Source organism: Pseudonocardia sp. TMWB2A (assembly GCF_017312135.1).
Map to the genome: position 1 here is coordinate 1,107,578 of NZ_QKQY01000002.1, position 22,292 is coordinate 1,129,869.

Below are 22,292 nucleotides of genomic sequence, written 5' to 3' on the forward strand. Positions count from 1 at the left end.
CGGGGCGTCGTCCGTCGTGGACGGCGCCGCGGGGCGCGGGCAGGTGCGGGCGTGCGCTCCGAGGGGCGTCGGACTCCGCCCTCCCGGGCCGCCGGGAGGGCGGGGCGGGAGGTCCGCGCGGGGGCGCGGTGGTGTGTCGGGGAGTGCTAGGGGCGGTCCCGTGGCTACCGCGGCTGCGGACCCCGTGCCGGGGTCGGCGTGCGGCGGAGCGCGGGCGCGCCCCGGGAGCCGGGCGCGGTCAGGCGCCGGAACAGAGCGCGCTCGCCTGGCGGCGCAGGTCGACGTGACGCCGAACCGCGAACCGGGAGACGAGGTGCATGGGAACCAGTAAACAGACCCGTTCGGACCAATCCGACACCGGACAGGTCCACATCATGGGATCGGGCCCACGGGGCCCCGGGATCGGGCGCGGGGAGTGACCTGGGCTACCCGGTACGGACCGGGACGACCCGCCCCGGCGCATCGGAACCGGGCGAAACGAATCACCCGATCGTGTCAACGGCGTCGGGAACCGGTCCGGCACGAGGCGCTGACCTGCGACGACGCGGGCCGCGGCAGCCCGTGCGGGAACCGGTCCGGACAACCCGGCCGCCGCCCCCGCCGGTCGGTACGGCGGCGGGGGCCGGCGCCGGTCACCCCAGGCCGAGCATCCGGACCGCGTTGTCCTTGAGGATCATCGGCCGGACCTCGGGCTTCATCTCGAGGGTCTCGAAGTCCGCGCGCCACCGGTCCGGGGTGATGACCGGGTAGTCCGAGCCGAACAGCACCTTGCGGCGCAGCATCGTGTTCGCGGCCCGCACCAGCTGCGGCGGGAAGTACTTCGGCGACCAGCCCGACAGGTCGATGTACACGTTGGACTTGTGGGTGGCGATCGAGATCGCCTCGTCCTGCCAGGGCACCGACGGGTGGGCGAGCACCACGGTGAGGTCGGGGTGGTCGGCGGCGACGTCGTCGAGCAGCATCGGGTTCGAGTAGCGCAGCTTGATGCCGCGCCCGCCCGGCAGCCCGGCGCCGATCCCGGTCTGTCCGGTGTGGAACAGCGCGGGCACGCCGAGCTCGGCGATGGCCTCGTAGAGCGGGTAGAAGCGCGTGTCGTTCGGCTCGAACGCCTGCAGGCTGGGGTGGAACTTGAAGCCGCGGACCCCGTGCTCGGTGACCAGCCGGCGGGCGCGGGCGACGGCGGCCTTGCCGGTGTGCGGGTCGACCGAGCCGAACGGGATGAGGATGTCGGCGTGCGCGGCGGCGGCGTCGGCGATCTCCTCGCTGGACAGCGGCGGGTGCCCGGTGCCCGACGGCGCGTCGACGGTGAACACCACCGCGGCGATCCGGCGTGCCCGGTAGTGCTCGGCGATCGCGTCGATGGTCGGCGTGCGGTCCTGGTCGGCCTTGAAGTACTTCGCCGAGGCGTCGAGCAGCTCCTGGTCGAGGGCCAGACAGCCGTGGCCGTCCTGTTCGACGTGGACGTGCACGTCGATCGCGTCGACGGCAGCGAGGTCGATGGGCATGGGGGAACCTCCGTCAGGGGAGCTCGGTACGGGACTTGGCCTCGAGCAGGGCGGCGAGGACGGTGTCGCGGCGGGCGGCGAGCGCGGGGCCGTCGAGGTCGCCCAGCTCGTCGCGGACGCCGTCGACCAGCGTCGCGGCCAGCTCGGGGGTGAGCGTGACCCGGCCGAGGTCGCGCCACCACCGCTCGGTGGGCGGACCGAGGTGCTCCAGGATGTGCGCGAGGCCGCCGGGGCCGCCGGACAGGTGCTGGTTGGCGAACGGGCCGAGCACCGCCCAGCGCAGGCCGGGGCCGTGGGAGATGGCGGCGTCGACGTCGGCGACCGTCGCGACACCCCGCTCGACCAGCGAGTACGCCTCCTGCCACAGCGCGGCCTGCAGCCGGTTGGCCAGGTGGCCCGGCACCTCGGCGCGCAGCCGGACCGGCCGCTTGCCCAGCGCGGTGTAGAAGGCGAGCGCGGCCTCGACGGCGGACTCCGCCGTCCGCTCCCCCGGCACGACCTCGACCAACGGGATGACCTGCGGCGGGTTGAACGGGTGCCCGACGAGCACCCGCTCGGGGTACCGGGCGGCGCCGCGGGCGATCGTCGTCGGCAGCAGGCCCGAGGAGCTGGACGCGAGCACGACGCCCGGGGCGGCGGCCTCGTCCAGCTCGGCGAACAGGGTGTGCTTGAGGTCCTCGCGCTCGGGGCCGTTCTCCTGCACGAACCCGGCGGGCCCGGCGGCGTCACCGGCGCTGCCGGCGAACACCAGGTTCGCCACCGGCAGCGGGCCGTCGTGGCCGGGGAACGGTCCGAGCGCGGCGAGGTCGGCGCGCAGCCGGTCCTCGGCGCCCGGTGCGGGGTCGAAGGCGCGCACGTGCAGGCCGCGGGCCAGGAACAGCGCCGTCCAGCCGACGCCGATCACCCCCGTCCCGACGACGGCGACGGTGCCGACCCCGGCCACGGCACCGGCGCCGCCGGGGGTCCCGGGCGCGCTCACGCCGGCGTCCCGGAGGCGAAGCGGACGAACGCGTCGAGCGCGGTCGGGTCGGCGAGCACGTCGCGGGAGGCGACGTCGTCGACGGCCGCGCCGAGCAGGATGCGCTTCACGGGGACCTCCAGCTTCTTGCCGGTGCGGTTGCGCGGCACCACCGGCACCGCCTCGACCCGGTCCGGGACGTGGCGCGGGGTGAGCTCGCCGCGCAGCGCGGTGCGGATCCGGGTGACCAGGGCGTCGTCGAGGGGGGTGCCGTCGGCGGGCTGCACGAACAGCAGCAGCTCGCCGTTGCCGCCCGCGGGGTCCTCCAGGTGCACCACGAGCGAGTCCTCGACCCCGGGCAGCTCCTCGACGACGCGGTAGAACTCGGCCGTCCCCAGCCGGACGCCGCCCCGGTTGAGGGTGGCGTCGGAGCGGCCGGCGACGACCGCGGAGCCGTCGGCGGAGAAGCGGACCCAGTCGCCGTGCCGCCACACCCCGGGCCAGGTGGCGAAGTAGGTGTCGCGGTAGCGGCTGCCGTCGTCGTCGCCCCAGAAGCCGACGGGCATCGACGGCATGGGGGCCCGGATGACCAGCTCGCCGAGCTCGTCGACGACCGGGCGGCCCGCGTCGTCGAAGGCGGCGGCGTCGACCCCGAGGCAGGGCCCGGAGATCTCGCCGGACCACACCGGCTGGAACGGGCTCCCCTGCACGATGCCCGAGCACACGTCGGTGCCGCCGCTGCCCACGTTGAGCAGCACGTCCGGGCCGAACTGCTCGGCCACCCAGCGGTAGCCCTCCGGCGGGAGCGGGCTCCCGGCGGCGCCGATCTGGCGGACCGCGGACAGGTCGTGCTCGGCGGCCGGGCGCAGCCCCGCGGCGCGCGAGGCCATGAGGAACCCGGGGCTGGCACCCAGCAGCGTCGCGCCGGTCTCGGCGGCGAGACGCCACTGCCACCCGAGGTCGGGGTGGGCCGGGTTGCCGTCGATCAGCACGATCGAGGCCTGCCGCAGCAGCCCGGACACCAGCGCGTTCCACATCATCCAGGCGGTCGTGGAGTACCAGAGGATCCGGTCGCCGGGGCCGAGGTCCCAGCTCAGGGCGTGGTTCTTGAGGTGCTCGACCAGGATGCCGCCGTGGCCGTGCACGATCGCCTTGGGCAGCCCGGTGGTGCCGGAGGAGAACAGCACGCACAGCGGGTGGTCGAACGGGACCGGGTCGGCGCCCGGCTCCGGGTCGGCGGCCAGCAGCTCGTCCCAGGTCATCGCATCGGGCACGGTGTGCGGCCCGTACGGCACGGCGACGACGTGGCGCACCCCGGGCAGCCCGGCGCGCAGGGCGGCGACCTCGTCCTGGCGGTCGACGTCGCGTCCGGCCCAGCCGTAGCCGCCGACGGTGAGCAGCACGACCGGGTCGACCTGGCCGAACCGGTCGAGCACGCTGCGGGCGCCGAACTCGGGGGCGCAGCTCGTCCAGACCGCGCCGAGCGAGGCCGTCGCGAGGAACGCGACGACGGTCTCGGGCAGGTTCGGCAGGTACGCCGCGACGCGGTCGCCACGGCCGACGCCGAGCCTGCGCAGCCCGGCCCGGGCGCGGGCGACCTGCTCGCGCAGCCCGCCCCAGGTGAGCTCGACCTTCTCGCGGGTCTGGGAGTACGCGACGACGGCGACGTCGTCCTCGGGTCCGTCCAGGGCGTGCGCGGCGTAGTTCAGCGTCGCGCCGGGGAACCACTGCGCGCCCGGCATCCCCCGGCGCCCGAGCACCACCCGGGGCGGGGTGTCGAACCGGACGCCGAGGTGGGTCACGACCGCGGACCAGAACGCCTCGGGCTCGGTCACCGACCAGCGGTGCAGCGCGGCGTAGTCGGGCAGGGTCAGGCCGTGCCCGCGCTCGACGGCGGTGACGAACCGGCCGATCTCCGTGGTCTCCCGGACGTCGTCGGCGACCGGGCGCAGCAGCTCGCTCACCGGCGGACCTTCCCACCGCGGCCGTCGAGGAAGGCCCGCATCCGTTCCTGGGCCTCGGCACTGGACGAGGCGACGGCGGCGACCAGCGACTCCATCATGAAGCCGTGGTCCGGGGAGGCCTCCGCGATCCGCGGCAGCGCCTGGAGCACCGCGACGTTGGTGATCGCCGAGTTCCCGGCGACGGTGCGGGCCAGCTCGCAGGCGCGGGCCAGGCCCTCCCCCGGACCGGTGCGGTAGTGCGACAGGCCCAGCGTGTGGCCCTCGTCGGCGTCGAGGACGCGGCCGGTCAGCATCATGTCGGTCATCCGGTGCACGCCGATCAGCCGCGGCACCCGCACCGACCCGCCGCCGCCGACGAACAGCCCGTGCTGGCCCTCGGGCAGCGCGTAGAAGGTGGAGTCCTCGGCGACGCGCAGGTGGGTGGCCGAGGCCAGCTCCAGCCCGCCGCCGACGACGGCGCCCTTGAGCACCGAGACGACCGGCAGCCGTCCCTCGGCGAGCCGGGCGAACGCGCGGTGCCACATCCGGGAGTGCTCCATCGCCGCGACGACGTCGCGGTCGCTGAGCTCGGACAGGTCCAGCCCGGCGCAGAAGTGGTCGCCCTCGGCGTCGAGGACGACGGCGCGCACCCCCTCGGGCGGGCGGGCGAAGAAGTCCTCGATGCCGAGCACGGTCGCATCGTCGAGGGCGTTGCGCTTGCGGGGCCGGGACAGGCGCAGCACGGCCACCTCGTCGTGGCGTTCCACGGTCAGCGACTCGGGCAGAGAGTTCACGACAGCTCCTCGGCGACGGCCGCGGCCGCGCGCAGGTCGACGCGCCGGACCTTGCCGGACGCGTTGCGGGGCAGCTCGTCGACGAACCGCACGTACTTCGGGACCTTGTAGCGGGCCAGCCGCCCGGCGAGCAGCGCGCGCACCGCGTCGGCGTCGAGGTCGGCGCCGGGGCGCAGCTGCACGTAGGCCGCGCCGACCTCGCCCCAGCGCTCGTCGGGGACCCCGACGACGGCGCAGTCGGCGATGTCGGGATGGGTGACCGCGACCGCCTCGACCTCGGCCGGGTACACGTTCTCCCCGCCCGAGATGATCATGTCCTTGACCCGGTCGACGGCGAACGCCCAGCCGTCGTCGCCGGCCCGGAGCACGTCGCCGGTGCGGAACCACTCCCCGCGCCGCGACGCCGCGGTCTCGTCCGGGCGGTTCCAGTAGCCGGGACTGACGTGCGGCCCACGGACCAGCAGCTCGCCGGGCTCGTCGTCGAGGGGGACGAGCTCGCCGTCGCGCTCGACGGCGACGTCGGTGAAGAAGTGCGGCACCCCGACCGAGGTCGGCGGGTGCGCGGCCGTGCCGGCCCGGGTCGCCATGTGCACCCCGGGCGAGGCCTCGGTCATCCCGTAGCCCTGCTGCAGCGCGACGCCGCGCTCCAGCCAGGCCCGGGCGACCCGCTCCTGCACCGGGGACCCGCCGTAGACCACGGTGCGCAGCGACGACAGGTCCGTGCCCGCGAACGACGGGGACTCGCACAGCATCTGCAGCATCGTCGGGACGGCGGCGAAGCTGGTGATCCCGGCCTCGGCGATCCGGCCCAGGACCGACGCCGGGTCGAACCGGGCGACGAGCTCGACGCTGCCGCCCTTGAACAGCGTGGGCAGCGTGACCTGGGAGAGCCCGACGCAGTGGAACAGCGGCGAGATGCACAGCGTGCGCTCGTCGGAGCAGACGTCGACGTGGGCGAGCTGGTTGACCGTGTTCCAGGTCAGGTTGCCGTGGGTCAGCACCGCCGCCTTCGGACGGCCGGTGGTGCCGGAGGTGTAGAGCAGCACGGCCGGGTCGTCGAGACCGGCACCGGCGTCGTCGCGGGCGGGCCCGCAGGCGAGGTCCTCGACGCCGCGCACGACCGGGATCCGCGGCGCGGTCGCGGCGACGAGGTCGTCGGCGTCCGGGCCGTGCACGAGCAGCGTCGCGCCGCAGTCGTCGAGCATGTAGCCGACCTCGGCGGGGGCCAGGCGGTAGTTCAGCGGGACCGCGACCGCGCCGAGGCGCCACGCCGCGAAGCAGGTCTCCAGGGTGGCGACGGCGTTCACCCCGAGCCAGGCGACCCGGTCCCCCGGCCCGACGCCCCGCTCCGCCAGACCGCCGGCGATCCGGGCGGCGCGCCCGGCCAGCTCGGCGTGGTCGACCGCCCGCTCCCCGTCGGACAGGGCCGGGGCGTGCGGACTGATCCGCGCGCGGCGGGCGGGCCAGGTGCCCAGCCCGAGGCCGGGACCGGTGATCGGGCTCATGGGGCTCCCTCGCTCCTTGATATCAAGCAAGTTGATAGCAAGGTGCTTGCCATGGGGTCAAGCGTCGCCGTCCGGCGGGATCCCGTCGCGACCGGCCAGTGCGGCGAGGCACCGTTCGAGGGCGTCGGCGAACACCTCGGCCTGGTCGGGCTCCAGCGCGTCGAGCATCCGGCGCTCGACGACCCCGGCCGCGGTGTGACAGCGGGCCAGCGTCGCGTCGCCGTGCGGGGTGAGCCAGACCTGCAGGATCCGGCGGTTGTCCGGGTCCGGCCGGCGCTCGACGATCCCGTCGCGCTCCATCGCGGCGACGAGCTGCTGCATCGCCTGCGGGGTCACGAAGTGCCGCCGCGCGAGCTGCGCCGAGGACAGCCCGCCGCGGCGCTCCAGCACGCTGAGCGCGGTGTACTGGGCCAGCGTCACGCCCAGCGGACGCAGCGCCTCCTCCATCCGGGCCCGCTCGGCCATCTGCAGGCGCTTGACCAGGTAGGTCAGCCGCTGCCCCCGCGTCCCCGTCGGTACCGACGCCGCATCCGTCACGTGTGCGATCCTAACGATCGTGGCGCGGATCACAAGGTACTTGCTATAAAGCTGCTTTCCATCTCACGGAAGGCAGGGAGCTGCGATGACGCACCCCCGGTTCTCCCCGACCCAGCGCCGGCGCGCGGTCCTGTCGAGCTACCTCGGCAGCCTGATCGAGTACTACGACTTCCTGCTCTACGCGACGGCCTCGGCCGTCGTGTTCAACGCGGTCTTCTTCTCCGACCTCGACCCGCTGGTCGGCACCGTCGCCGCCTTCGGCACGCTGGCCACCGGCTACCTGGCCCGCCCGCTCGGCGGGATCGTGTTCGGCCACTTCGGGGACCGGGTCGGGCGCAAGAGGATGCTGGTCATCAGCATGGTGCTGATGGGGGTGGCGAGCACCCTGATCGGCCTGCTCCCCACCTATGCGCAGGTCGGCGCGCTGGCCCCGGTGCTGCTGATCGTGCTGCGGGTCGTGCAGGGCGTCGCGGTCGGCGGGGAGTGGGGCGGCGCGGTCCTGATGTCGGCCGAGCACGCGTCGTCGCGGCGGGGGCTGTGGGCGAGCTTCACCAACGCGGGCGCGCCGAGCGGCATGGTGCTGTCGACGCTGGTGCTGGCGCTGTCGGCGTCACTGACCGGGGACGCGTTCCTCACCTGGGGCTGGCGGATCCCGTTCCTGCTCAGCGTGGTGCTGCTGGGCATCGGCCTGTTCGTCCGGCTGTCGGTCACCGAGACCCCGGTGTTCGCCGCGGCGGCCGCCGCACAGCCGGCGACGCCGGCCCGCGCACCGCTGCTGGAGGTGCTGTCCCGGCCGCGCAACCTGCTGCTCGCCGTCGGCGTGGGGTTCGGGGCGTTCGTGGCGCAGGGAACGCTCACCACGTTCCTGATCTCCTACGCCGTCGGTGCCGGGTTCGAGCGCCAGACCGTGCTGAACGCGCTGACGCTGTCCTCGCTGGTCGCCATCGTGGGGATCATCGGCTTCTCCGCACTGTCGGACCGGGTCGGACGACGGCCGGTCGTCCTGGGCGGGGCCCTCGCCACCGGGCTGTGGTGCGTCGCGATCTTCCCGATGATCGACACCGGCTCGGCGGTGCTGCTCACCCTCGCCGTGGTGGTCGGGCAGGGCGTGACGCACGCGGCCTGGTTCGGGCCGTCCGCGGCGCTGTACTCGGAGATGTTCTCCACCGGCTCGCGCTACACCGGGGCCTCACTGGGCTACCAGATCTCCGGGATGGGCGCGGGCCTCTCGCCGGTGCTGTTCGCGTCGCTGCAGGCCGCCGGGTTCGGCACCGGGGTGCTGTCGGCCGTGATCGGGGTGCTGGCGCTGGTCTCGGTCGGGTCGGTGCTCGCGCTGCGCGAGACCTCCCGCGACGGGCTGAACGACCCGGACGTCCCCGCCCCGGCCGGCACCACCGAGAACACCCCCACGCGCTGACCCGCCGCGCCGCCGCAGCACCCCGTCACCTGCCGCGGCGGCCCATCGCCTGCTGCGGCACCCCACACGCGGGGTGCCACGCGACGTCACGGGTCGCCACGAGACGGTTCCGCACGACGGCGGGGGCGGGGGTCAGGCGCGGGCGTCCTGCGGGGCCGCGGTGGGCGCCGGCAGGCGGGACGCGGCCACCGCGACGACCACCGTCACCAGGGACACCCCCGCCGCGACCAGGAAGGCCGCGTGCACCCCGGCCGCATCGACCCCGGCGCCGGCCGAGGCCAGCGTCATGACGGTGATGAACAGCGCCGTCCCCGCCGCGCCCGCGACCTGCTGCAGCGTGGTGAGGATGGCGCTGCCGTGCGAGTACAGCTCGCCGGGCAGCGAGCCGAGCGCGTCGGTCATCAGCGGCGTGAACATCAGCGCCAGCGCCGCGGACAGGCCCACGTGCAGCACCACGACCAGCCAGATCGGCGTCGCCGCGGCCAGAGTGGTGAACCCCCACATCACGATCGCGAGCAGCACCGAGCCGGGCAGCACCAGCGGACGGGCGCCGACCCGGTCGTAGGCCCGGCCGACGAACGGGCCCAGCAGCCCCATCGCGAGCCCGCCCGGCAGCACCACCAGGCCGGCGACGAACGCGCTGTCGCCCAGCACCTCCTGGATGTAGAGCGGCAGCAGGATGATCGCGCCGAACAGCGACATGAACCCGGTCGCGACGAGCACCAGCGACAGCGAGTACCGGCGGACCGCGAACGGACGCAGGTCCAGCAGCGGGGCCGTGCCGGTGCCGCGCTGCAGCCGGACCTGGCGATGCACGAACACCGCCAGCGCCGCCGCCCCGAGCACCAGCGGCACCCACGGCGGCACCGCGGTGTGCGCGCCCCCGGCGGCGGACTCGCCGATCGCGGACAGCCCGTAGACGATCCCGGAGAACGCGACCGCCGAGATCAGGACCGAGGCGACGTCGAGCGGGGTCCGCGTGGTCTCCGCGGCCACCCGCAGCCGCAGCGCCCCAGCGACCAGGGCGACCAGCGCGATCGGCAGCACGATCCAGAACATCCAGCGCCAGCCCAGCGCGGAGAGGATCACCCCGGAGAGCGTCGGGCCGACCGCGGGCGCCACCGCGATGACGATCGAGATCGTGCCCATCGTCTGCCCGCGGCGGCTCGCCGGGACCAGGCGCAGGATCGTCGTCATGAGCAGCGGGATCATCACCGCGGTGCCGGTGGCCTGCACGACCCGCCCGGCCAGCAGGAACCCGAACGCGGGCGCGACCGCGCACAGCAGGGTCCCGGTGCTGAACAGGCCCATCGAGGCGAGGTAGACCGACCGCGGCGGGAACCGCCCCAGCAGGTAGCCGGTGATCGGGATGACCACGGCCATCGTCAGCAGGAACCCGCTGGTCAGCCACTGTGCGGTGGCCGGGGTGACCCGCAGGTCGGCGATCAGCGCGGACAGCGCCACGCTCATGATCGTCTCGTTCAGGATCATCACGAACGCCGAGCCGACGAGCAGCGAGATGATCAGCAGGGCTCCGGCGGGCAGCCGCTCGGCGTCGCGGCCGGCGGCCGGCTCGGTGGTCACAGCGTGCTCCTCGGTACGTGACGGACGCGCCCACCCGCGGCGGCGGCGCACGGCGCGGCCGGGCGACGGGGTGGCGGTGTGCGAGTGCACCACGGCCGGGCGGGCGGTGGCGAGCCGTTTCCGCCCGGGCGCGGAGGGGACAATGGCGCCATGTCCACCTACGACGTCGTCGTGGTCGGGGCCGGTCCCGCCGGCTGCGCCGCGGCACTCAACGTGCTGCGGCTGCGACCGTCGGCGTCGGTGCTCCTGCTCGACGCCGCGGCCTTCCCCCGCGACAAGACCTGCGGCGACGGCGTCGCGGCCGAGGTGTTCGACCTGCTCGACGAACTGGGCGCCACCGGGGTCCGGGCGCTCGGCGTCGCGGCACCGCGGCTGCGCCTGCGCACCCCCCAGGGCCGGGTCGTGCACCGCACCGCGCCCCGGCCGAACCGGGTGGTCACGCGGCTGGAGCTGGACGCGGCGCTGGTCGACGCGGCCGTCGCCGCCGGGGCGCAGCTGCGCCGCCACCGGGTCCGCACCGTCGTCCCGCACGGGGACCGGGTGCTGCTCGACGACGACGTCGTCGCGAGGGTCGTGATCGGCGCCGACGGGGCCCACTCGGTGGTCCGCCGCGCGCTCGGCGCGCCGGGCGTGCCGCCGTCGTCGACGGCGGTGGCGATCCGCGGGTACGCCCCGGTCGCCGCCGAGCCGGGGACGCTGTCGATCGAGTACGCCGGCGGCGCCGTCCCGGCCTACGCCTGGTCGTTCCCGATCGCGGGCGGCGGCGCGAACGTCGGCTACGGCGTGTTCGACGAGCGCGGCGCCGGGAACCGGGCGTCGCTGCTGGAGCGGCTCGCCGCACTGCTGCCCGGCCAGGAACCGGACCCGGCGACGCTGCGCGCGCACCACCTGCCGCTGTCCACCGCGCCCCGGTTCCAGCCCGACGGCCGGGTGCTGCTGGCCGGCGACGCCGCGGCGAAGGTGAACCCGCTGACCGGCGAGGGGATCTTCGACGCCGTCGCCTCCGGGATCCTCGCCGGGCGCAGCGCGCTGCGCGGCGACGACGCGGGCGCCGCCCACCGCGCCGCCATGGAGCGGACCTTCGCCCGCCACCACCGCCACGTCGGGGCGCTCGCGCGGCTGGCCGCGCGTCCCGCGTTCCTCGACGCCGCGATCGGCGCCGCCGCCCGGAACCAGCGGGTGTTCGACTGCGCGGTCGGGCTGGGGCTGGCGCGGGGCACGGTCTCCCCCGCCGCGCTCGCGGTCGTCGCCGCGCACCTGCCGGGTGCCGCGCTCGGCGGCGCGGTCCGGCGCCGCGCGGCCGCCCGCTCCGGGGTGTGAGCCGGTACCGGCCGACGGGCCGCGGCCGCCGGGCTCCGGTAGACAGGACGGCATGGAACAGGTCGTGCTGCTGGACGACGACGGCAACCCGGTCGGCGTCGCGGACAAGGCCACCGTGCACGGTGCGAGCACCCCGCGGCACCTGGCGTTCTCCTGCTACGGCGTCGACGACGCCGGCCGGCTGCTCGTGACCCGGCGCGCCCGCACCAAGACCGCCTTCCCGCTGGTCTGGACCAACACCTGCTGCGGGCACCCCGCCCCCGGCGAGGACATGGCCGACGCGGTGCACCGCAGGCTGGCCGACGAGCTGGGCATCCGCGCGACCGAGCTGCGGATGGTGCTGCCGGACTTCAGCTACCGGGCGTCGCAGGACGGGATCGAGGAGAACGAGCTGTGCCCGGTGTTCGTCGCCCGGATCAGCGGCGAGCCCGAGCCGCGCCCCGACGAGGTCGAGGACGTGGCCTGGTGGAGCTGGTCTCGTTTCCGCGCCGCCGCCGACGACCCGGCCTCCGGGCTGTCGCCGTGGGCGCGGATGCAGGCCCCGCTGCTCGACGTGCTGGCCGACCCGCTGCTGGTCGGCGCCCGGGGCTGAGCCCGGGACTGGTGGAATGGGCGGGTGGTCCCCGACCTGTCCCCCGACCTGTCCGGCGCGCTGGGCGCCGCCCTCGACGACGCGCTCGACCGGGTCCCCGCCGCGCGGCTCGCGCCGGTGGTCGACCGGCTGATCCGCGACTACCGCAGCGGCACCGTGCCCACCGCGCCGATCCTGCGCACCGACGACGACGCGGCCGCCTACGCCGCGTACCGGATGCCCGCGACGCACGCGGCGGTCGTCGACGTGCTGGAGCGGGCCGCCGCGCGGGTGCCGGAGCCGGTGTCGCTGCTCGACCTCGGCGGCGGGACCGGCGCCGCGGTGTGGGCCGCGGCGCAGGTCTGGCCGTCGCTGGAGCGGGCCACGGTGCTGGAGGCTGCCGCGCCGGCCCGGGCGCTGGGCCGCAGGCTCGCGGGCGGGGCGCCGTCGGCACTGCTGCGCGGGGCCCGCTGGGAGGCCGCGGTGCTCGGCACCGCCCCGGCGCTGCCGGACACCGACCTGCTGACCGCCTGCTACCTGCTCGGGGAGCTGCCGGTGCCGGTGCGCGACGCCGTCGTCGACGCCGCCGCCCGGGCCGCGCGGGTGGTCGTGCTCGTCGAGCCGGGGACGCCGGCCGGGCACGCGCGCATCCTCGACGCCCGTGCCCGGCTGCTCGCCGCGGGCCTGACCGTCGCCGCGCCCTGCCCGCACGACGGCGCCTGCCCGGTGACCGGCGACGACTGGTGCCACTTCGCCGTGCGCGTCGGGCGCAGCTCGCGGCACCGGGTGCTGAAGGCCGGCTCGCTGGGCCACGAGGACGAGAAGTTCTCCTACGTCGTCGCCGCGCGTGACGACGACGGCACCGTCGGACGGGCCCCGGGCCGGGTGATTCGGCACCCGCACACACGCAAGGGACTGGTGACGCTGCGTGTCTGTGAGGCGGACGGGACGCTGCGGGACACCCCCGTCCCGCGCAGTCGCAAGGAGCTGTTCCGGCACGCCCGTGACACCGCGTGGGGCGACGCCTGGCCACCCGGGTGAGCCCTCCGGGTTGCTCGCAAGCGGGGGAGGCGAACGTCACAGCCCGGACGCGCCGAAGAACGTTGTGAATCTGTAACACCGACCGGCATCGTGGGCGACTGACCGGGCGAGACGGCCATCAGGTGGGCCGCGAGCAGCAGCATTCTCACAGATCGAGCACGACCATGAACGACTTCGTCGCCGGCGCCCCCGCCGACCGCCTGCCCACCCTCGTCCGCACCCGTACCGGATATCGCGTGTACGACCCGGCCCTGATCGCCGGCACCGACTACGTCGTCGACGACGCGGGCGACCTCGTCTACACGAAGCTCCCGGCCGGTGCGATGACCGGCTCCGCCGTCGTCGCCGCCGCCGTGGTGGCGCTCACCGTGGGTGAGAACAGCTGGTCCTGGTCGGCGCTGGCGTTCCTCGTCTGCCTGCCCGTCGCGCTGGGGCTGGCGATCGGGGTGCTCTCGGTCATCCACGCGGTCACCGACCCGGTCCGGCCCTACCGCGCCCGCACCGGGCACACCCGTTTCGCCCGCGACATCGCCGCGACCGACCCCGCCTCCTGGCAGCTCTGCGTGCGCGCCGAGCGGCTCGCGGCGACGCCGTCGTGGCAGGCGGGCCGGATCGACCCGACCCGCACCCTCGGTGTCCTGCTGTGGACCGCCGTCGCCGGTGGGGAGGCGTGGGCCGCCGAGGCGCTGACCCAGCTGGCCGAGCCGGCGACGGGCCCGGACCTCACCTCGGTCTGAGCCCTCCCCGGGGTCGTCAGGTCGCGTAGCGGGCGACCGGGAGCAGGGCGTCGGCGTCGCGGCGGTCGGTGTCGGTCGCGACGCAGGCCCGCAGCGACCGGTGCAGCGCGTCGGAGTCCAGCCCGGTCCCGATCAGGACCAGGGTGGTGCGGCGGGGCTCGTCGGTGTCCCACCGGCTCCGGTGGAACCGCACGTACCGGCCGACGGTGTGCAGGTCCCAGCGTTCCCGGTCGGGGGCGGCGGCGAAGCGCACCGAGCCCTTGATCCGGTACAGCCCGGACGGCCGGGCGTCGAGGAGGTCCTGCAGCCGGGCGGCGTCGAGCGGCTCGTCGCACAGGAACGTCAGGCTCTGGTAGCCGGCGTGCAGGTGGTGCTCATGCGGCTCGTCGACGCGCTCGCCCAGCATCAGCTGCCTGCCCGGCACGATCTCGATGTCGAACAGCAGCGCCGGGTCCACCGCGCCGTCGCGGACCGGGACGATCGGGGCCCGCGGGTTCGCCTCGCGGCAGAGCCGCCGGACCCGCCACAGCGGCCCCGGCCCCACCCGGTCGATCTTGTTCAGGACGACGAGGTCGGCCATGCCGACGTGCTTGTCGAGCTGGGGGTGGCGGCGCCGCGAGTCCTCGAACTCCGCGGCGTCGACGACCTCGACGAGCCCGCCGAAGCTCAGGTGCTGGCCCAGCGCGTCGAGCACGAGCTGGACCAGCGTGCCGGGCTCGGCGATGCCGCTGGCCTCGATGACGACGACGTCGATCTCGTCGCGGCGGCGGGTCAGCTTCTCCAGCACCGAGGAGACGCCGCCCTCGCCGACCTCGCAGCACAGGCAGCCGTTGCCGAGCCCGACGACGTCGCCGGCCTGACCGGCCACGCGCATCGCGTCGATGCCGACCGACCCGAAGTCGTTGACGACCACGCCGATCCGCGCGTCCCCGCCCGCGGCGAGGAGGTGGTTCAGCAGTGTCGTCTTGCCGGCTCCGAGGAATCCGGCCAGCACCACGACCGGGATCTTCCGGGGCATCCGTCATGCCTACCACGTGCGTGTCGACGCACCGTGACGTGGTCGTGACCCGTCACGGACCTGTCCGGGGACCCCGATCGGACCACTACAGTGCGGCCATGCCCGACACAGCTGCCGGACGCCCGCCACGCGGAGTGATCGCCGTCGCCGGAGAAGCCCTCGTCGACATCGTCCCCGCCCCCGCGCACGGGTACTGGGAGCTCGCGCCCGGCGGCAGCCCGGCGAACGTCGCGGTCGGGCTGTCCCGCCTCGACGTGCCGGCCCGGATGCTGGCCCGGCTCGCCGACGACCTGCTCGGGCGCAAGCTGCGCGACCATCTCGCGGACAACGGCGTCGACCTGTCGCACTCGGTCGAGGCGGACGAGCCGTCGTCGCTGGCGATCGTGGAACTGGCCGCCGACGGGCAGGCGTCCTACGACTTCCGGATCGCGGGCACCGCGGACTGGCAGTGGACCGACGACGAGCTCGCCGGGGCCCTCGACGACGGCCCGGCCGGCCCGGTCGTCGCCGTCCACTCCGGATCGCTGGCGCTGACCACCGCGCCCGGTCACGAGGCGCTGCGCGAGCTGCTCGCCTCCGCCGTGGACACCGCGACGGTGAGCTACGACCCGAACTTCCGGCCGCTGCTGATGGGCACGCCGGAGGAGATCCTGCCCGGCGTGCACGAGCTGCTCGGCGTGGCCGACGTGGTGAAGGTCAGCGAGGAGGACCTGGGCTGGCTGCACCCGGGCCGCGAGCCCGGCGACGTCGTCGGCGAGTGGCTCGAGCTCGGTCCGGCGGTCGTCGTGGTCACCCTCGGGGCGAACGGGGTGCTGGCCGGGACGTCGTCGGGGCTGCACCTGGTGCTGCCCGGCCGCACCGTCGAGGTCGTCGACACCGTCGGTGCCGGGGACAGCTTCTCCGCGGCGCTGCTCGCCGGTCTGCACCGGCGCGGGCTGCTCGGCGCGACCGCCCGCGACGACCTCTACCGCATCGACCGGCCGACGCTGGAGGCCGTGCTGACCGAGGCCGTCGCGGCGTCGGCGATCACCTGCTCGCGGCACGGCGCGAACCCGCCCACCCGCGCGGAGCTCGACGCCGCGGTCTGAGCCTCAGCGGTGCTCGCGGGCGAGCATCGCGGTCTGCGCCTGCTGCTCGGGCCCCGACAGCTCGCGCGGCTTCCGGTCGGGGAAGTCGCGGGGCTGCCCGGTCGCGGCCGAGCCGGGCGGGAGGCTCAGCGTGGCCACGGTGCTCTGCGGCAGCGCCCACTGCCGGGCCCAGTCCATGTGCATGGCGGTGGGGCCGCCGGCGTTGCCGAAGTAGTCCAGCTGCATGGTCATGTTCATCGGGCGCGGCGGGAACTGGTCGGTGTCGGTGTTGGAGTACCACTCCTTCCCGTTCACGTACGCGGTGATCTTCTCCGGGGTCCACTCCAGCGCGTAGGCCGACCACTGCGTCGAGTCGTGCTTCACCGACCCGTAGTCCTGGTCGTTGCCCGGTCCGTAGTGGAGGAAGAAGCTGGTCTTCTGGCGGGAGTCGTCCATGATCTCCATCCAGTCGACCTCGCCGCCGACCGGGAAGTCCTCGGCCACCGGCCAGAGCAGCAGCAGCGCGTTGATCCCGCCCCGGCCCTCGTCCGACTTCACGCAGGCCTCCCAGCGGCCGTACTTCTGGCCGGGGTGCCAGCTGACGGCACCGGTGTTGCCGTCGGCGTCGGCGGAGATGGTCATCGCCCCGTCGGCGACCGTGACCGCCTCCGGGGTGCGGGTGCCCTTCTTGTTGTGGCCGGGCTCGGGGCCGTAGGGGTGCCAGTCCGGCGGGACCGTGGTGCCGTCGAAGTCGGACTCGCGGGTGGGAGCGCCCCAGCCGAGCTCCTGCGCCGCGGTCTCGGTGCAGTGCGACGACGCCGGGGGTGCGGCGGGGTCGGCCGGGGCCGCCTTCGCCGTCCCGCCGGCCGGGTCGCCTCCCGGGGTCGCGGTGCCCGCGGCCGGGCCGGTCGGGTCTCCGCCGGCCGGGTCGGTCGGGTCTCCGCCGGTCGGGGTGGGCGCGGCCGCGCCGCTGCCGTCCCGCGGGGGCGCCGGGTCGTCGGCGACGGTCCGGGCCACGGCGCTCGCCGGCGCCGCGGGTGCCGCCGACGCCGCCGACGCACCGGCCGTCGTGACCGCCGACAGCGTGAGCGTCGCGGCGAGCACCGCCACCGTCGTCCTGGTCCTGGTCCGCACCGTGGATCACTCCCGTCACTCGGTCACCTGCGGTCCCATCTCACGTGCGGTGGGTGAGGAGCACCAGTCGAACCACCCGTCCGGGGAGCGCGCGGACGGGTGGGATGCGGTCGTCAGTGGACGGAGGGTGATTCTCCTGCGGGCACCGGTGACGACGGGTGACCGTCCCGGTGCGCGGAGGCGGCTGTGGCGCCCCGTCGCGGCGCGGGGCACCCCGCGCGCGGGGTGCCGGGCGCGGTGGCGGGTCGCCGCGCCTCGCGCGCCCGCCGGTCGGCGCGGTCGCGGCGCCGACACGCACCCGGGCCGGTCGGCGGCCGCCGCCGCGGAGCACCCGGGTCCGCCGACGCGGCCGGCCCGGAGAGGCGGCGCGGTCCGGCGTCGCACCCCGCGGACGGAGGTGTCGCACCCCGGCGGGGGCTCCCGCACCCGCCGCGACGGGTGCGGCGACCGCACCAGGGGTGCGACGCGCCCCCGGGGGCCGATGCCCCGGGGCGCTGCGAGGTGGGGGTCCGGGAGGGACTGCGCGTCCGCCTGCCAGAGTGGCGGCGTGGCTCGCCCCGACCTCGCCGTCGCGCTGGACCTCGCCCCGCACCCGGAGGGTGGCTGGTACCGGCGGACCTGGACCTCACCGGTCGTCGTCGGGACCCCGTACGGTCCACGCCCCTCGGCGACGGCGATCCTCTACCTCTTCGACGCCCCCGGCCGCTGGCACCGCGTCCGGTCCACCGAGCTGTGGTGCCGGCACTCGGGCCCGGAGGCGGACCTGGTCCTCGGTGGTGACGGGCCGGACCCCGTCCCCGGGGCCCGGTTGCGCCTCGGGCCGGCCGGCCCGCAGCAGGAGGTCCCGGCCGGGGTGTGGCAGCGGGCGGACCCGGCGGGGCCGGGGGCGGTCCTGGTCAGCTGCGTCGTCTCCCCCGGCTTCGACTTCGCCGACTTCGAGCTGCGCTGAGCCGGGCGCCCGCCGGCACAGGAGGTCAGCGGCGCAGCAGGCCCGCGAGGTCGCGGGTGTTGCGGATCCGCTCCGGGTCCACCCCGCAGGCGACGGCGCGGGCGCAGCCGTGGTCGAGCCAGTCGAGCTGTCCGGGGGCGTGCGCGTCGGTGTCGATCGTGAACTCGCACCCGGCCTCGACGGCCAGGCGCAGCAGCCGCTTCGGCGGGTCGAGGCGCTCGGGCCGGGCGTTGATCTCCACGGCGACGCCGTGTTCCGCGCAGGCGGCGAAGACGGCGTCGGCGTCGAACTCGGACTCGGGGCGCTTGCGGCGGCCGGTGACCATCCGGCCGGTGCAGTGCCCGAGCACGTCGACGTGCGGGTTCGCGACGGCGGTGAGCATCCGCTCGGTCATCTCGTCGCGGGGCATCCGCAGCTTCGAGTGCACGCTGGCCACCACCACGTCGAGCGCGGCGAGCAGGTCCTCGGACTGGTCGAGGGCGCCGTCGTCGAGGATGTCCACCTCGATGCCGGTGAGCACCCGGAAGTCCGACCCGGACGCGGCGATCCGCTCGTTGAGCTGCGCGATCTGCTCGACCTGGCGGCGCAGCCGGTCCGCGGACAGCCCGTTCGCGACGGTCAGGCGTGGCGAGTGGTCGGTGACGACGAGGTAGTCGTGGCCCAGCCCGATCGCGGTCTCGGCCATCTCGGCGAGCGGGGAGCCGCCGTCGGAGGCGTCGGTGTGGCTGTGGCAGTCCCCGCGCAGGCCCTCGCGCAGCCGCAGCGCCGCCTCGGCCAGGGGCACCCCGGTGGCGTCGGCGCGGGCGACGGCGTCCTCCAGCCGTCGCAGGTAGACCGGTTCCTCCCCGGCGACGGACTCCCCCACGCAGCGCGCGGTCACCTCGCCGACGCCCTTCAGGTCGGTGAGGCCGCCCGCGGCGTGCAGCCGGGCCAGCTCCTCGGTGTCACGGCCGCGCAGCGCGGCGGCCGCGGTCCGGAACGCGCGCACCCGGTAGGTCGACTCCTGGGCGCGTTCGAGCAGGAACGCGATCCGGCGGAGGTCGGCGACGGCGTCTCTCACCCCGCGCAGGCTAGCGGCGCATCCACCGGCGGGCGCGCCGCGTCCACGCCGTCTCCCACACCGTGGGCAGCCTGCGCTCCAGGTCGAGCATCGTCGCGGTGTCCCGGCCGTGCAGCACGCCGAAGGTGAACCCGTTGTCCCGCTCGGCGCCGGCGCGGGCCCCGAGGGTCCGCAGGGTCTCCCGGGAGACGACGGCGTCCTGGTGCTCGCCGAGCACGTCGGAGACCTTCTTGAGCCGCTTCGCGAACGCCCGCGCGTCCTTCCCGACGCCGGGCCGGGCGACCTCGGTGGCGTAGCGGAGCTGCTTGCCGGTCTTGCGGGCGTCGTGCAGCGAGTCGGGGGCGACCCGACCGGCGTCGAGGTCGGCCAGTGCGCGTTCCATCCGCCGCTCCAGCTTGCGGGCCGTGCGGCCCACCATCGCGGGCAGGACCGCGGTCGCAGGCCTGCGGGCCCGGCGCGACAGCGGCGGGTCGGCGAGCAGCCGGCGCAGCGCGCCCTGCAGCGCGGCGTAGCGCTCCCCGTCGACGACGTCGAGCACCGCCGCGCCGGTCTCGGCGCGGGTGCGGGCGAAGTGTCGGGTGACGGCGGCCTGCACCGGTCCCAGCAGCAGCTCCGGCTCCAGCGCGGTCAGCCGGGCGTTCAGGCGCTCCTCCTGGACCTCGGCGTCGCGCTCACCGGCCAGCGCCCGGCCCAGCCAGCGCAGCTCGGCGACCACGTGCGCGGCCCGCGGGCCCTCCAGGAGCCTCGCGTAGGTGCGCAGCGCGCTGCGCATCCGGCGGGCGGCGATGCGCATCTGGTGCACCGCGTCCGGGCGGTCGGCGCGCAGGTCCTGCTCGCGTGCGGCGAGCGCGTCGACCTGGTCGCCGAGGTAGCGCAGCAGCAGCGCACCGGCGCTGCCCTTGCGCCCGGTCCGCCGCGGCGGGTCGACGGGCGCCGCCTCGGCCAGCAGCGCGGTCAGCCGGGCGTACCCGCCGCGCGGGGCCCGGACGAGGCCGGTGGTACGCAGGGCGTCGTCGAGCTGCTGCAGCAGGGCGGTCCCGGCCGTCCCAGGTTCGACGACGGCCTCGGTCCAGCTCTCGACGGTCGCCGACCCGCCCAGCGTCGCGACGTCGACCTGCTCGCGGGTCAGGGTGGCCAGGTCGCGCCCGGCGTCGTCGCGCAGCCTGCTGACGGTGCGGGTGACGTGCACCCGGCCCACCGGCACCAGCGGCGCGTCGCCGCGGATCCGGCGGACGAGCGCGTCGATGCCGTCGGGGACCGACCGGTCGGCGACGCCCTCGACCTCGCTGCCGGACAGCGGGACGCGCAGGTCGTCGTCGGGGCCGGCGTCGGGCAGCCGCAGCACCCAGACCGAGCCGGGCGCCACCACCGAGGCCCGGTCGGGCACCACGTGCTCGACGACGAGCTCGATGCCCGCGGAGAACAGCCGCAGGTCGGCGGTGTCGAGACGGTCGACCTCGCGGACCTCGGCCGCCACCACCGCCACCACCTCGTGCACGCCGTCCACGCCGGACAGCCGCGGCGCGCCGGTGTGCGCCGGGCCCCGGTAGGTCAGGGCGAGCGCGGACGGGACCAGGGCCGGGTCGGTCGTACTCATCCTCCGGGGTTCCCCGGCGCAGGGACGATCACGCGCGGCCATCCGGGCGACGCATCCGGTTCAGACGGCCTTGCCCGGGTTCAGGATGCCGTCCGGGTCCAGGGCCGCCTTCACCGCCCGCTGCAGGGCGAGCACCTCCGGGCCGAGCTCCCGCTCCATCCCGTCGCGCTTGAGCAGGCCGACGCCGTGCTCGCCGGTGACCGTCCCGCCCAGCTCGACGGCCGCGCCGATGATCTCGTCGAACGCGGCGCGGGTGCGGTCCCGGGCGTCCGGGTCGTCGTGCGGGGTGAGCATCAGCGGGTGCAGGTTCCCGTCGCCGGCGTGCGCGACGGTCGCGATCCGGACCCCGCGGCGACGGCCGATGTCCTCGATCCGGGCGAGCATCTGGGCCATCCGCGGCCGGGGGACGCAGACGTCCTCGGTCAGCATCCCCATCCCGAGCTGCTCCAGCGCCGGGTAGGCCATCCGGCGGGCGGCGAACAGCGCCTCGGACTCGGTCTCGTCGGTCGAGGCCATCGCCTCGGTCGCCCCGTGCGCGGTGAACGCGGCCAGGATCGCGTCGGCCTCGGCCTGTGCGGCGGGCTCGGGCAGGTCGGTCTGGGCGATCAGCAGCGCCGCGGCGCCGGTCGGCAGGCCCGCGTTGCGCCACGCGTTGACCGCGGCCAGGCACTCCCGGTCGACCAGCTCGAACACCGCGGGCTGCAGCCCCTGCTCGGTGACGGCGGCGACCGCGGCCCCGCAGTCGGCGAGGGAGTCGAAGAACCCGACGACGGTGCGCGGCGCGGCCGGGCGGGCCGGGCGCAGCTTCACGGTGATCTCGGTGATGATCCCGAGCGTCCCCTCCGAGCCGACCATCAGCCCGGCGAGGTCGTAGCCGACGACGCCCTTCGCGGTGCGCCGCCCGACCCGCACGACCTCCCCGGTGGCGGTGACGACCTCGAGGGCGAGCACGTAGTCGCGGGTGACGCCGTACTTGACGCAGCACAGCCCGCCCGCGTTGGTCGCGACGTTGCCGCCGATCGTCGACCAGGGCGCCGACGCCGGGTCCGGCGGGTACCAGAGGCCCTGCTCCGCGCAGGCGGCCCGCAGGTCGTCGTTGACCACCCCCGGTTCGACGACGGCGAGCCGCTCCCCCGCCGAGATCTCCCGGATCGCGGTCATCCGTTCCAGGCTGACCAGGACGCAGCCGTCGACGGCGTTCGCCCCGCCGGAGAGCCCGGTGCCCGCGCCCCGCGCGACGACCGGGACCCGGTGGGCGGCGCAGGCCCGCACGGTCGCGGCGACGTCGGCGGTGGTCCGTGCCCGCACCACGCAGAGCGGTGTGCCGTACTCGGCCCACTCGGCCTCGTCGTGGACGTAGGGGCGCACGACGTCGGGATCGGTGAGGACCCGGTCGGCGTCGAGCGCGGCGGCCAGCTCGGCGAGCACCGCGCGCCCGGCGGTGTCCGGGCCGGAGGCGTCGAGCTCCGCGGGCGCGGTGGACCCGCCGAACGGCCGTCCCTCCGGTTCGACGACGACGGGGGCGGCAGCGGTGGCGCGGTCGGGCATGCCCACG

The 22,292-nt window shown here is 75.7% G+C and carries 19 protein-coding genes; 7 read left to right on the plus strand and 12 right to left on the minus strand.

The annotated features are described in order from the left end of the window. Positions 1-632: 632 nt before the first annotated feature. From couO to DMP17_RS19625, 6 genes are read right to left on the minus strand one after another with little or no spacing between them, the layout of a single operon-like run. On the minus strand, positions 633-1,505 hold the full coding sequence (gene couO, locus DMP17_RS19600) for a 4-hydroxyphenyl-beta-ketoacyl-CoA hydrolase (RefSeq protein ID WP_226355665.1): 873 nt from the start codon (positions 1,503-1,505) through the stop codon (positions 633-635). A 13-nt stretch (positions 1,506-1,518) separates the two neighbouring features. Beyond that, a complete protein-coding gene (locus DMP17_RS19605) occupies positions 1,519-2,484 on the minus strand; it encodes a 3-hydroxyacyl-CoA dehydrogenase NAD-binding domain-containing protein (protein WP_337830254.1) in 966 nt (321 codons plus the stop codon). Continuing rightward, a complete protein-coding gene (locus tag DMP17_RS19610) occupies positions 2,481-4,427 on the minus strand; it encodes an acetoacetate--CoA ligase (protein ID WP_337830255.1) in 1,947 nt (648 codons plus the stop codon). Before DMP17_RS19610 ends, DMP17_RS19605 begins: the two co-directional genes overlap by 4 nt. Next, positions 4,424-5,200 (minus strand): crotonase/enoyl-CoA hydratase family protein, encoded by a 777-nt coding sequence (locus DMP17_RS19615; protein WP_337830256.1) that lies wholly within the window; start codon positions 5,198-5,200, stop codon positions 4,424-4,426. The genes DMP17_RS19610 and DMP17_RS19615 overlap by 4 nt, the downstream gene beginning before the upstream one ends. Then, positions 5,197-6,705, minus strand: a complete 1,509-nt coding sequence (locus tag DMP17_RS19620) for an acyl-CoA synthetase (RefSeq protein ID WP_337830257.1) — start codon at positions 6,703-6,705, stop codon at positions 5,197-5,199. Before DMP17_RS19620 ends, DMP17_RS19615 begins: the two co-directional genes overlap by 4 nt. 57 nt (positions 6,706-6,762) lie before the next feature. After that, positions 6,763-7,242: a MarR family winged helix-turn-helix transcriptional regulator gene (locus DMP17_RS19625; RefSeq protein WP_226366750.1), complete on the minus strand. Its 480-nt coding sequence runs from the start codon at positions 7,240-7,242 to the stop codon at positions 6,763-6,765. A gap of 85 nt (positions 7,243-7,327) precedes the next feature. Between DMP17_RS19625 and DMP17_RS19630 the strand changes: the two genes are divergently transcribed. Beyond that, complete coding sequence (locus DMP17_RS19630; RefSeq protein WP_226355659.1) at positions 7,328-8,659, plus strand: MFS transporter; 1,332 nt, start codon at positions 7,328-7,330, stop codon at positions 8,657-8,659. A 132-nt stretch (positions 8,660-8,791) separates the two neighbouring features. Here DMP17_RS19630 and DMP17_RS19635 read toward each other — a convergent pair whose 3' ends face one another. Continuing rightward, a complete protein-coding gene (locus DMP17_RS19635) occupies positions 8,792-10,243 on the minus strand; it encodes a DHA2 family efflux MFS transporter permease subunit (RefSeq protein WP_337830258.1) in 1,452 nt (483 codons plus the stop codon). Between the two features lie 150 nt (positions 10,244-10,393). Between DMP17_RS19635 and DMP17_RS19640 the strand changes: the two genes are divergently transcribed. The 4 genes from DMP17_RS19640 (at position 10,394) to DMP17_RS19655 (ending at position 13,912) form a co-directional block, all read left to right on the plus strand. Continuing rightward, positions 10,394-11,563 carry a geranylgeranyl reductase family protein gene (locus DMP17_RS19640; protein WP_337830259.1) on the plus strand — a complete coding sequence of 390 codons (1,170 nt, stop codon included), beginning with the start codon at positions 10,394-10,396 and terminating at the stop codon, positions 11,561-11,563. Between the two features lie 52 nt (positions 11,564-11,615). Beyond that, positions 11,616-12,155: an isopentenyl-diphosphate Delta-isomerase gene (gene idi, locus DMP17_RS19645; protein ID WP_062400875.1), complete on the plus strand. Its 540-nt coding sequence runs from the start codon at positions 11,616-11,618 to the stop codon at positions 12,153-12,155. A 24-nt stretch (positions 12,156-12,179) separates the two neighbouring features. Beyond that, positions 12,180-13,175, plus strand: coding sequence for a small ribosomal subunit Rsm22 family protein (locus DMP17_RS19650; protein WP_337830260.1), 996 nt, complete (start codon positions 12,180-12,182; stop codon positions 13,173-13,175). Positions 13,176-13,339: 164 nt separating this feature from the next. Beyond that, a complete protein-coding gene (locus DMP17_RS19655) occupies positions 13,340-13,912 on the plus strand; it encodes a hypothetical protein (protein ID WP_226355655.1) in 573 nt (190 codons plus the stop codon). A gap of 16 nt (positions 13,913-13,928) precedes the next feature. On the opposite strand, the gene DMP17_RS19660 is transcribed toward DMP17_RS19655, so the two are convergent. Further along, complete coding sequence (locus tag DMP17_RS19660; protein WP_226355654.1) at positions 13,929-14,930, minus strand: CobW family GTP-binding protein; 1,002 nt, start codon at positions 14,928-14,930, stop codon at positions 13,929-13,931. Positions 14,931-15,028: 98 nt separating this feature from the next. Between DMP17_RS19660 and DMP17_RS19665 the strand changes: the two genes are divergently transcribed. Then, positions 15,029-16,018, plus strand: coding sequence for a carbohydrate kinase family protein (locus tag DMP17_RS19665; RefSeq protein WP_226355653.1), 990 nt, complete (start codon positions 15,029-15,031; stop codon positions 16,016-16,018). A gap of 3 nt (positions 16,019-16,021) precedes the next feature. On the opposite strand, the gene DMP17_RS19670 is transcribed toward DMP17_RS19665, so the two are convergent. After that, a complete protein-coding gene (locus DMP17_RS19670) occupies positions 16,022-17,131 on the minus strand; it encodes a glycoside hydrolase family 16 protein (protein WP_226366755.1) in 1,110 nt (369 codons plus the stop codon). Positions 17,132-17,678: 547 nt separating this feature from the next. Between DMP17_RS19670 and DMP17_RS19675 the strand changes: the two genes are divergently transcribed. Next, on the plus strand, positions 17,679-18,080 hold the full coding sequence (locus DMP17_RS19675; protein ID WP_226355651.1) for a cupin domain-containing protein: 402 nt from the start codon (positions 17,679-17,681) through the stop codon (positions 18,078-18,080). Between the two features lie 25 nt (positions 18,081-18,105). Here the strand turns inward: DMP17_RS19675 and DMP17_RS19680 are convergent, their stop codons facing one another. From DMP17_RS19680 to DMP17_RS19690, 3 genes are read right to left on the minus strand one after another with little or no spacing between them, the layout of a single operon-like run. After that, positions 18,106-19,140 (minus strand): PHP domain-containing protein, encoded by a 1,035-nt coding sequence (locus DMP17_RS19680; RefSeq protein WP_226355650.1) that lies wholly within the window; start codon positions 19,138-19,140, stop codon positions 18,106-18,108. 10 nt (positions 19,141-19,150) lie between these two features. Next, a complete protein-coding gene (locus tag DMP17_RS19685; RefSeq protein ID WP_226355649.1) occupies positions 19,151-20,737 on the minus strand; it encodes a CYTH and CHAD domain-containing protein in 1,587 nt (528 codons plus the stop codon). Between the two features lie 60 nt (positions 20,738-20,797). Further along, the gene (locus DMP17_RS19690) at positions 20,798-22,285 is read right to left on the minus strand and encodes an FAD-binding oxidoreductase (RefSeq protein ID WP_226366758.1); all 1,488 of its coding nucleotides are present in this window, start codon (positions 22,283-22,285) and stop codon (positions 20,798-20,800) included. Positions 22,286-22,292 lie beyond the last annotated feature (7 nt).